This window comes from Nostoc sp. PCC 9305 (assembly GCF_963920915.1).
GTDB lineage: Bacteria > Cyanobacteriota > Cyanobacteriia > Cyanobacteriales > Nostocaceae > Nostoc.
This window is the reverse complement of record NZ_CAWUDN010000170.1, coordinates 1-11,161: the sequence shown is the minus strand read 5'-3', so window position 1 is coordinate 11,161 and position 11,161 is coordinate 1. Positions and strand designations below refer to the sequence as shown.

Here is an 11,161-nt window from a genome sequence, read left to right as displayed (position 1 = left end):
GGCAAGATGCCCACCCCACAGGAGTTAATTGGATATTTTTTTATTTGGAAGTCCCTTATTAGTTGAGTAACATCCTTTTCTCGCAGTTTGTAGGGGCGAGGTCGTTTTCGCTCCTATTTTTTCATTTCGGTTTTTGATACATCACTGATGGCTTTTAAAAGTCCTCTAAGAAGTTTTAGTTATCTTTTTCTACTGACTTTCCAAAATTGGAAAATCAATTTCCTAACTTGACGATGTGCGTCTAATTAAATTTACCTATTGTAAAAGGGTGCAGTGAAGGCGAACACCCAAAACGCCAGCGCTGCACAGACTCAACTTACTAACCTCCCTTAATTAACTAAGGAGAAAAATAATGTCTAACATCAACAACCAAACCCAAGACCTTTATAGCATCGAATTGGTGCAAGACCTTGACCACGAAGCCGCTGCTACTGTTAGTGGTGGTACCTTATACATTTCGACCGGATATAACGGTACAGGAAATGAGATCGGTCTCAACAAAGGATATACCGATTTAGGCTCCTATAAGAATAAGGTATCTTGGTACAAGGTAACGGGTTACAAGGGTTGGTATGCCTACACAGATAAGAATTACAAAGGTAAGGCATACTATCTAAAACCAGGCTCACAAGGTAACTTAGGCGGTAACGCTAACAACAACATCGAGTCTGTACTACCTGCATAATCAGCTCGGTTCTATTTCATACCGCATAATAGAACCTTGAAAAACCTAAAACAGAAAAGAATGCTCTCACCTTCGCTTTTAGCTGAGTAACATCCTTTTCTCGCAGTTTGTAGGGGCGAGGTCGTTTTCGCTCCTACTTTTTCATTTCGGTTTTTGATACATGCTTTTAAAAGTCCTTTAAGAAGTTTTAGTTATCTTTTTCTATTGACTTTCCAAAATTGGAAAGCCAATTTCCTAATTTGACGATGTGCGCCTAATCAAATTTACCTATTGTAAAGGAGTGCAGTGAAGGCGAACACCTAAAACGCCAGCGTGGCAGCGACTCAACTTACTAAACTCTCTCAATTAACTAAGAGAAAAACAATGTCTAACATCAACAACCACGGAGTACATATAAACAACGATATAGTTTTTTCAAGAACTAAGCTGTGAAAAGGCTGCTACCATTCAGGATAGTTTTAAAATCTTCACGAATTAGTAGGTTTGAGTAACAACAGTTTCCTTTTCACTAATTTTAATCATTGAACAATGAAATACCACAGCATATTGCAACACAGTGAAGAAGATTGTGGCGCTGCCTGCCTTGCAACTGTTGCCAAACATTACGGACGCACTTTAACTCTCAGTCGAGTACGAGAAGCAGTAGGCACGGGGTCGCAAGGTACTACCCTACTTGGTTTAAATCGGGGTGGAGAAGCTTTAGGATTCAATGTCCGCCAAGTCAAAGCTTCTCCACAACTGATCGACAGTTTAGATAAAGCTCCAATGCCCGCAATCATACATTGGAAAGGCTACCACTGGGTAGTTTTATACGGTCAAAAAGGAAAAAAATATGTAATTTCCGATCCTGGTTTTGGTATCCGTTACCTCAGCCGTAAAGAATTAGCTGAGGGTTGGAGCAATGGGATTATGCTGCTGTTAGTGCCAGACGACACCCGTTTTTCTGAGCAGCCGGATGACAAAATGACTGGCTTTGGACGCTATCTAGTGCGTGTTTGGCCCTATCGCTTCCTTCTGGGTCAGGCGATCGCCATCAATATTGTAATTGGACTTTTGTCTCTCGCCTATCCCTTAATGATGCAACTCCTCACCGATGATGTGCTAGTGCGGGGAGATACTCAATTACTAACTACTGTGGCAATTGGGGTAATTGCCATAAACTTGTTTAAAAGTGCAATTGGTTTAGTACAGTCTCACCTCATCGGTCACTTCGGGCAGCGCTTACAATTAGGACTGCTACTGGACTACGGTCGAAAACTTTTACACTTGCCCTTATCTTACTTTGAAGGACATCGGAGTGGGGAAGTCGTCAGCCGAATTGCCGATATTCATGCGATCAATGAGTTAGTTTCGCAGATTGTTCTTGGTTTACCTAGCCAATTTTTTATTGCTGTAGTTTCCTTGGGCTTTATGCTCTTTTTGAGTTGGCAACTGACTCTGGCTTCTGTATTGGCATTTGTGATTGTCACCTTAGTTAACCTGCTTTTCTTACCCGCTTTGCGCCAGAAAACCCGTAAACTTATCGTTTTAGGCACTGAAAACCAAGGCTTTTTGGTGGAAACCTTTCGCGGCGTCCAAGTACTCAAAACAACACAAGCAACTCCGCAAGCTTGGCAAGAGTATCAAACCAACTATGGTCGCCTCGCTAACTTGGGCTGGAGTACGATGAAACTCGAACTCTACAGCAGTACATTCACTAATATTCTTTCAACTTTAACTAATATAGGTTTACTCTGGTTAGGCAGCTATTTAGTAATTAATCAAACGTTATCCATCGGTCAACTGCTAGCTTTTAATGGCATGAGTGGCAACTTTCTCGGTTTCCTGACTTCAGCGATTGGGTTAGCTGATGAGTTTATTACCGCCCAAATTGTCATCCAACGGATGGCAGAAGTGATTGACGCTACCGCAGAAGACTCGAATGAAGAGAAAAAGCCTTGGGCAGAAATATCCACTGATGCAAATATTATCTGCACTAAAGTTAACTTTCACCATGCTGGTAGAGTTGACCTATTGCAAGATTTTTCGTTGACTATCCCTGGTGGTAAAGTTGTTGCTTTAATTGGTAAATCTGGTTGTGGTAAAAGTACCCTAGCCAAACTGATGGCTGGTTTATATTCTCTCCAGTCAGGCAATATCCGTTATGGCATCTATAACAGACAAGACTTATCTTTAGAATGTCTGCGACAGCAGGTAATCTTAGTACCGCAAGACCCACACTTCTGGAGTCGCTCAATCTTTGATAATTTCCACTTCAGCTATCCTGAGGTGACTTTTGAAGAAATTGTCACAGCTTGCCAAATAGCAGGAGCTGATGAATTCATTAGCGAATTACCTGACAAATATCATACCGTTTTAGGAGAATTTGGAGCTAATCTTTCTGGTGGGCAACGGCAGAGATTAGCGATCGCCAGAGCAATAATTACTAACCCACCGATACTGATTTTAGATGAATCCACTGGCGCTCTCGATCCGGTGAGTGAAGCTGAAGTACTAGATCGACTGCTTACCTATCGCCAAGGTAAAACCACAATTTTAATTAGTCACCGCCCTAGAGTCATTGAGCGAGCCGATTGGATTGTATTACTAGAAAAAGGACGTTTGCAAATCCAAGGTTCTCCAGAAGAATTGCGCCAAATTGCTGGCGAACACTTGGGCTTCCTAGAAGATGTTCGGTCATCAACGCCTAGTTTACTGGTGAAATCTTCCAGTCCTACTAATGGCAAATACGCCGCCATTAGTTAATGCCATCTTCTTTCTTTGAGATTTTGGATTACTCCTCGACCAAATAATTACTAATTCGTAATTCGTAATTCGTAATTCGTAATTAAAATCATTTTTCCCTCAATTTATTATTATGGTTAGTCAATCTAATCCTGTCTTCGTTCCTCAAGCTGAAGAAAACGATTTTCTTCCACCACTTGGTAATTGGATTACTGTTGGCGGTATAGTTGCATTGCTTACTGTAACAATAGCAATTGCCGTCGCCTCTGTAACTAAATACAAAGTCACCGTTCAAGCACAGGCAAATTTGCGTCCGGCTGGTGAGTTGCGCCTGGTTCAGGCTGCTACGGAAGGCCCAGTTGTGCGGATTTTTGTGAAAGAGAATCAGATAGTTAAAACAGGAGATGCGATCGCTACTATTGACGACTCCCGCCTACAAACCAAAAAGAGCCAACTAGAAAGTAGCATTGGGCAAATAAAATTACAACTGGTTCAAATCAATGCTCAGATTCATGCTCTTAATAACCAAATTGTAGCCCAAACTGACAGTAGTAAGCGTGCGGTTGCGGCAGCTGAAGCTGAATTGAGCAGTCGCAAACGGGATTATCAAGACAAACAAATTACTACTGTTAGTGATGTCCAAGAAGCCGCAGCGAATGTCAGAGCAGCAACTGCCTCTTTAGGAGCAGCCCAGTCAAAGCGAAACCGATATGAGAATGTAGCCAAAGTTGGGGCTTTGTCACAAGACCAATTTGAGGAAGCACAACTAGCTGTTCGCCAGCAAGAACAAGCACTCTCAGCTACTAAAGCCAGGTTGCAAAGCTTACAAGCTGCCCTCAATCCCACTCAAGCACAAATTGCGATCGCTTCTCAACGCATTGCTCAAGAAAAAGCTACGGGACAAGCTAACATCGCCACATTAAACAAAGAACGCAACGCCCTAATTCAACAACGGATTGAAATGCAGACAAAGTTCGAGCATGATGGCCGCGAACTTAAACAAGTAAATGTTGAACTTAAGGAGACAATCGTTTCTGCCACAGCAGACGGTGTGATTTCCAAGCTAAACCTACGTAACCCCGGCCAAACATTGCGCCCTGGAGAAGAAGTCGCCCAAATTGTTCCTACTTCTGCCCCCTTGGTAATTAAAGCAGTGGTAGGAACTGAAGATAAAAACAAGCTCAAACCAGGACAAAACGTGCAAATGCGAGTTTCTGCTTGTCCTTATCCAGATTACGGTACTCTCAAAGGCAAAGTTAAATCAATTTCTCCAGATGCATTTTTCCCACCAGCAAATAATGGTGCTGCTACAGGCGCTCCGACAATCGCAACTGCTCCCAAAGGTACTGCTGCTTTCTATGAGGTAACAATTGAACCTGAAGGTCTATCTTTAGGTCGAAAAACTAGACAATGTTCCATTCAAATGGGAATGGAAGGCAGAGCCGATATTATTTCTAAAGAAGAGACTGTACTCCAATTCTTTTTGAGAAAAGCAAGGCTAATTGTAGATGTTTGATACGAACTGCGATCGCAAATTGGTCATAACAATAATAGAGCGTAATTTACCACCGCAGGCATCGCAACAAACTATATCATGCATCTATAGGACTCCTATTTGATTTTTGAACAAGACTCAGTACGGATCTATACCTTCTTTCCTGTTCCCTATTCCCTATTCCCTGTTCCCTGCCCACGCAAGTAAATTCAGGAATCAAACCGGATTCCTATATCTGCTTTTTTAGGCGGTATTCAGAATTTTTATTCATACTTGTTATTTCTAACGGTACAAGACAAAGAACTAAAAATGGTGCAATTTAAAAGTAGTGTAAATATGGTCAATTATGGACGCTGCCAAACGCCTTGCTACTCTAAATCGCATCCGCAAACTCAGCCGTCTGATGGATACATCAATACGTATCCCTTTGACAGGTTTTCGCATTGGCATAGACCCAATCATTGGTCTAGTTCCAGGCGCTGGTGATTTAATCAGTACAGCGTTTTCAGCTTACATTATATTTTTAGCTACTCGGTTTGGCATCCCGCGTCAAGATTTAGCCAAAATGATTTTTAATGTAGGTTTGGAAACAGTCGTTGGTACTGTGCCTTTAGTGGGTGATTTGTTTGATGCTTTCTACAAGTCCAACATTCGGAATTTAGCAATTTTGGAGCAACATTTGACAGTAGTTGAACCAGAATTAAAAAAAGTGTCTGATGAACTTTATCCTCAAAAATTCAGCCAAATTTAAGTAGGAAAAGAGCGTAGTTTACGTCCGCAGGCATCGCCATTGCACATTCACTATGTATTTTCTAGTACATTACTAGCCAGTTGTAGAGAAGCGATGACCGAGCGCTGTGGGTGGTCTGTTGAGTTCTTCTACACCGTTGGGTCAACAACTGGCGATTTGCGTCTGTTCTGTTGATATCTCATTTAAACGGCAATTCAGAGATAAGTTATGCCAAATTGCCAGAACCTTTGAACGCGGCATCGTCACTTCAACTTTTTCTTAAATAGAGAAATGGAAAGAATTGATGGGCGAACCTATCCTTATATCTTGCACCAAGCGACTAGAAGTCGCGGCTACACAGACAGAACCTGCCTCCGCAGGTTGAAAAGCCTTAATTTTGCGTTAGTCCGCGTAGGCGGACTTTGTTTGTATAGCCGCGATTTATAATCGCTAGGGCTAGGTGCAAGATGTGAGTATCGGTTAAATTCAGCCTTGGTGTAATTGAAAATATTGTAAAGTATAGAATTGTCCTAAGTATTGCCCTACGCAACTCCCCCCTATGACTACCGCACCCTTAAGCTGGGAAGAACTAGAAACCCTCACGGACTATCAAATAGATACCGTTAATGGTCTCACCAATGCTAGAGCCAGGTTGCGCTTGTTTGGTCAGCCGGAATCTGATGTGCGGGTAACGCTGTACCGCGATAACCACGCTTGGTGTCCTTACTGTCAAAAAGTTTGGTTATGGCTAGAGGAAAAACAAATCCCCTACCGCATCGAAAAAGTGACAATGTTCTGCTATGGGGAGAAAGAAAGTTGGTACAAACGTAAGGTACCATCAGGAATGCTCCCCGCGATCGAGCTAGATGGACGGATTATTAAGGAAAGCGATGACATTTTGATCGCTTTGGAAAAGGTATTTGCTCCATTGAATCAAGGGATGGAAGACCGCACGGTGCTTCCTCTACGTCAATTAGAACGACTTTTATTTAGAGCTTGGTGCGCTTGGCTATGCTCTAGAACCGATTCCTTTCAACAAGAACAACGCAACCGAGAACAATTTATCGGAGTGGTGGCTAGGGTAGAGGAAGCTCTGGGTAGCACCCCAAGCCCTTATTTTCTAGATAGCTTTGGCATCGTCGATGTCATTTTTACGCCATATCTCGAACGGATGAATGCGAGCCTTTACTACTACAAGGGCTACTCACTGCGGGAGGAAAACCCTCGTTTGAGTGCATGGTTTGCGGCAATGGAAAGCCGACCGACCTACTGCGGTACCCAGAGCGACTTTCACACCCACGCACATGATTTGCCACCGCAGATGGGGGGCTGTTGGGAAAACGGCGAAACCCAGATGTTTCTCAATAAAGCGCGGGTGGATAACGGCCCCTGGTTCGGGCTACCAGATGTTACTTATCCAGAGCCGGAAAACTCCCGTATGGAAGCTCTTAAACGAACAATCGATCACCGGATCAATATTATCCGAGTCAACCCCTTAGATGATAAATTGTTCGATCGAGCGCTACGTTGTGCTTTAACACACATGATGACAGGGGAAGACTGTGTACCTCCATCGGGATCTGATGTCGCTCTCCGATATTTGCGCGATCGCATTAATGTACCACGAGATATGTCTATCTACGCAGCCAAGCGATTGAGGGAATCCCTGGAGAAAACCGCAGCCCTTGCAGGTGATGGGCAGCCAGACCCCATTCCCACTAAGCATCGACGAGATCAAGACCCGTCTAACTTTGCCATCAAGTAGGATTTTAGATATTTATGCCTAAGCGAATGGCAGCAACCATGTAGCGAAAGATGTAGTCTAATAACTCAATATAATTACGAGCAGCTTCAAGAGAAGAAGCCCAAACTGTCAAACCATGATCTCGAATTAGTAATGCGGATATTTGCGGTGGAGTGACGGCAAAGCGTTGTTCAATATCATCAGCAATCTGGGCAACTTGGAGATGATTAGCAAAAATTGGCATTACACAATAGGGATTTTCTTGCCAAACTCCCAAACCTTTGAGCATTTCTAGCGGTGGTAAAAGTAAACTATCACCTTCAACCAAACGAGCAACCAAATTGCTCTCAATAGAATGTATATGATAACAAGCTAGTGATTCTGGAAACAGGCGGTAAATTAGTTGATGAATAGCTGTTTCAGCTGAAGGTATCACCTGGGTGGCTGATGCTTCTATTTTGCCATCTGGAGCAATCAGAACAAAATCGTTGAGTAATAACTCACCCTTAGATTTACCACTAGCTGTAATCCAAAAACTACCATCAGCTAATTTAGCCGAGAGGTTGCCGGCAGTTCCTACCATCCAACCTTGTTGGTAAAAATACCGAGCAGTGGCAATTAGTTGCAAACGAGGATCTGGTAATGTTGAGTTTAACTCCATGATTTTGCTAAATAATCGCGGATTTGGAAAAAATCATTCCAAGGAATATAGGGTTTTTGGTGTTCATCTAAATATTCTGCTAAGGGAGAGCGTGCAAAGACAACAGAAGCTTGCAATCCCATATTCAAGTCGGTGATGGAGTCACCAATAGCGATCTTTTCATCGGCTAGGTATTGATCCATAACTTGCACCTTAGCAATCAGTTCTGTATCTCCTTCGTATTCAGAATTTACTTTTAAATAAGTGCTGCTAATATCGACATCTACAGCATAAATTCTTTCTATTCTATGCAATATCTCATCCAAAACAACCTCTACCATTCCCCGTAATCCACCAGAAATTACTATTAATGAAACTCCCTGAAACTCCAGAAAATCCAACAATTCTATAAACCCAGGACGTATCAATTGAGGTTTAGTAAATTCCAGAATTTCTGGATAACTTGCAGATGGAATTGATTGTAGAATTTCCTTGACTCCCTCTCGCAATGTCAGCCTTTTTGCATACATTTCAGGCAGTAGTTTTGCAGAAAGTACTGGTGCAAACTTTCTCAGAACCGCGACAAAAGTTTCATCAACTGTAATAGTGCCATCAAAGTCACAAAAAACGATCCGCTTCATACTAATTTGTAATTCGTAATTCGTAATTCGTAATTCGTAATTTTTGATAATTTAGAATTTACCTGACTAGGGGTTGGCGGGTGCGAATTTCTCTGCCTGTATATTGGGGTATCCAGCCTTCTGTAGTGATGAAATAGCGTACTGCTTTCACCCGTCTTGCTGGGGTGAGATAAAACCAATGTTCGGTTCCGGCTGGAATGTTGATATATTCTTCTGGTTGTACTGTCAGTTCTACTTGACTCCCATCAGAACGTACAAAGCCAAAAATCGCTTCTCCATCAATGATGTAGCGGACTTCATCATCTGCATGGGTATGAATTTGGTCAAACTTTGCCATTGACTCATCAAGGTTAGGAATCCCTTGATGAAGGACAACTAAATCACGAGATTTATAGCCGGCTGTCTGTTGTAGTTGCTCAAAGTAACTATCTATTGCTTTGAGTACTTGTTCTTTTTCATCTTCGTTGAGACTATCCTTTGCCAACAAATGTTGGAGTCTGGGGTTATCTCCTACAGTCTGACGATTAATTTGAATATTCAGGGGGGCTAATTCCTGAGCAATGTGAATTAAATCGGTGTAGAGAGTTCCATTTTCTAGTTTGAGAACTGCCATTTTTGACCTCCAGTAAAATAGTTAGAATAAGGCTTTTGAGGCATAAGGGACTTCCAACTAAAAAAATATCCTATCGCTGTGTAAGCAGAAGAGCCGGCTTGCCGTGAGCGTAGTCGAACGGGAGCAGAGGGAGAAATGGTATTAGGTAATTTCTATTGTTAGCGCGGTGAAACTTCTGCATTCAACCAATTGACAAAACCCTGATTAACTGCTGTCGGGGAAATTTCGGCGATGAAATTAGTATAAGTAATATGCTCTTGAATAAGTTTTTCGATTTCTAAAGCATAACCATCTGGAGTTTTGATAATTAAAACAACTTCTGGTTCTTCAGTAATTTCTCCTTGCCAACTATAAGCACAAGTAATCGGGAACCAATTTACACAAACTGCTAACTTAGATTCTAGTAATGCCCGACCAATTTGACGGGCTTCATCTGTATTATTTAAAGTCACATAGTAGAGTTTCATAAAATTTTCCGACTTACAATTAGAGTGAGAAAATACGCCCTAATCCCTCTAGCTTGGCTACTGTTGCTTGTAAATGGGATAAATGAATATCCAGAGGTTCCACAGATATCCACTTTTCTACAAAAGTAAACTTATTTTATCTCGTTATGACAGTATATTGACTCTTTCTTGCCTCCACGATTATGGGAGCGATCGGGGCTGGTGGCATGGGATTTAAGCTAATTGGCGGACTTCGCTCGATCAATGACCGGGAAGTTTCAGCAGTGCTGCTAGTTATTTTGCTTATGGTCATTCTGGTTGATAGTTTTAGTAGTTATCTTAGGAAACGTTTAGTCTAGGAGGTTGCTGATGAAACCTAAAGTTGTAATTACCCACTGGGTTCACCCTGAAATTATTACAAACTTAAGTCAGTATTGTGAGGTAGTTGCAAATCCAACTAGAGAGACTTTACCGCGTGAAGAAATTCTCATGTTGGCGCAAAATGCAGAAGCTTTGATGGTTTTTATGCCAGATCAAATCGATGAGGCGTTTCTGAAAGCTTGTCCCAAATTGAAGATTATCGCCGGAGCATTGAAAGGTTACGATAACTTTGATGTTGATGCCTGTACTCGTCAAGGTATTTGGTTCACAATCGTACCTAGCTTATTGGCTGTACCAACGGCTGAGTTGACTGTTGGATTGATTATCGGGTTAGCCCGTCAGATGTTGCGAGGCGATCGCTTAATTCGTCAAGGCACGTTTGCAGGTTGGCGACCGCATCTATACGGTATGGGATTAGCAAACCGAACACTGGGAATTGTTGGTATGGGGAGCCTGGGGCAAGCTCTGGCTCAACGGCTTTCTAGTTTTGAAATGAACTTGATTTACACCGATGCAATGCCTTTACCCAAGAAAAAAGCCGCGGCTTGGTGTTTGTCACGGGTTTCTCTAGATACGCTATTGGCAACCAGTGATTTTGTGGTGCTAATGGTTCCTCTGCAACCAGAAACGTTTCATTTGATAAATGAGACATCTTTAGCACGGATGAAACCAGGGAGTTTCTTAATCAATCCGTGTCGTGGCTCAGTAGTTGATGAACAAGCGGTGAGCGATGCTTTAGCCTCTGGGCATTTAGCGGGTTATGCCGCTGATGTATTTGAACTAGAAGATTGGGCCCGTAGCGATCGCCCGTCGAAAATTCCTCCATCTTTGTTGGAGAAACAAGACCAAACCTTTTTTACTCCCCATTTAGGATCGGCGGTGGATGATTTACGATATGACATTGCTATAGAAGCATCTCAAAATATTTTACAAGCCCTACAAGGTCATTCTCCTCAAGGAGCAATCAATTGTCCAATAGAAAATAATTAAGAAGTAGTCAGACAGAATTACTGGAGTTTAGACTAAAAGCGATATGAGAGAACGCAAATCAAAAGGAATTAG

The 11,161-nt window shown here is 42.2% G+C and carries 10 protein-coding genes and 1 pseudogene; 7 read left to right on the top strand and 4 right to left on the bottom strand.

Annotated elements, in window-relative coordinates; all coding sequences use genetic code 11:
- Positions 1-352 precede the first annotated feature (352 nt).
- The 5 genes from ACM0OX_RS33765 (at position 353) to ACM0OX_RS33745 (ending at position 7,399) form a co-directional block, all read left to right on the top strand.
- Positions 353-685: a hypothetical protein gene (locus ACM0OX_RS33765; protein ID WP_414519361.1), complete on the top strand. Its 333-nt coding sequence runs from the start codon at positions 353-355 to the stop codon at positions 683-685.
- A gap of 528 nt (positions 686-1,213) precedes the next feature.
- Positions 1,214-3,430 carry a peptidase domain-containing ABC transporter gene (locus ACM0OX_RS33760; protein WP_414519359.1) on the top strand — a complete coding sequence of 739 codons (2,217 nt, stop codon included), beginning with the start codon at positions 1,214-1,216 and terminating at the stop codon, positions 3,428-3,430.
- A 112-nt stretch (positions 3,431-3,542) separates the two neighbouring features.
- Positions 3,543-4,925: an HlyD family secretion protein gene (locus tag ACM0OX_RS33755; protein ID WP_414519357.1), complete on the top strand. Its 1,383-nt coding sequence runs from the start codon at positions 3,543-3,545 to the stop codon at positions 4,923-4,925.
- A gap of 325 nt (positions 4,926-5,250) precedes the next feature.
- Positions 5,251-5,655 (top strand): DUF4112 domain-containing protein, encoded by a 405-nt coding sequence (locus ACM0OX_RS33750; protein WP_194044034.1) that lies wholly within the window; start codon positions 5,251-5,253, stop codon positions 5,653-5,655.
- A 538-nt stretch (positions 5,656-6,193) separates the two neighbouring features.
- Positions 6,194-7,399 carry a glutathione S-transferase family protein gene (locus ACM0OX_RS33745; RefSeq protein WP_414519355.1) on the top strand — a complete coding sequence of 402 codons (1,206 nt, stop codon included), beginning with the start codon at positions 6,194-6,196 and terminating at the stop codon, positions 7,397-7,399.
- A gap of 4 nt (positions 7,400-7,403) precedes the next feature.
- Here ACM0OX_RS33745 and mtnB read toward each other — a convergent pair whose 3' ends face one another.
- The 4 genes from mtnB to cutA all read right to left on the bottom strand — a co-directional run bounded on the left by mtnB (position 7,404) and on the right by cutA (position 9,739).
- Positions 7,404-8,039, bottom strand: coding sequence for a methylthioribulose 1-phosphate dehydratase (gene mtnB / locus ACM0OX_RS33740; RefSeq protein WP_414519353.1), 636 nt, complete (start codon positions 8,037-8,039; stop codon positions 7,404-7,406).
- Positions 8,030-8,659 carry an HAD-IB family phosphatase gene (locus ACM0OX_RS33735; protein ID WP_414519351.1) on the bottom strand — a complete coding sequence of 210 codons (630 nt, stop codon included), beginning with the start codon at positions 8,657-8,659 and terminating at the stop codon, positions 8,030-8,032. Before ACM0OX_RS33735 ends, mtnB begins: the two co-directional genes overlap by 10 nt.
- Before the next feature lie 58 nt (positions 8,660-8,717).
- Positions 8,718-9,272 (bottom strand): 1,2-dihydroxy-3-keto-5-methylthiopentene dioxygenase, encoded by a 555-nt coding sequence (locus ACM0OX_RS33730; protein ID WP_414519349.1) that lies wholly within the window; start codon positions 9,270-9,272, stop codon positions 8,718-8,720.
- Between the two features lie 158 nt (positions 9,273-9,430).
- Complete coding sequence (gene cutA, locus ACM0OX_RS33725) at positions 9,431-9,739, bottom strand: divalent-cation tolerance protein CutA (protein WP_414519348.1); 309 nt, start codon at positions 9,737-9,739, stop codon at positions 9,431-9,433.
- Between the two features lie 164 nt (positions 9,740-9,903).
- Here cutA and ACM0OX_RS33720 point away from each other — a divergent pair.
- Both ACM0OX_RS33720 and ACM0OX_RS33715 read left to right on the top strand, forming a co-directional pair.
- A pseudogene (locus ACM0OX_RS33720) lies at positions 9,904-10,077 on the top strand (phosphonate ABC transporter, permease protein PhnE); the annotation flags it as partial.
- Between the two features lie 10 nt (positions 10,078-10,087).
- Positions 10,088-11,089, top strand: coding sequence for a phosphonate dehydrogenase (locus ACM0OX_RS33715; protein WP_414519346.1), 1,002 nt, complete (start codon positions 10,088-10,090; stop codon positions 11,087-11,089).
- The last annotated feature ends 72 nt before the right edge of the window (positions 11,090-11,161 follow it).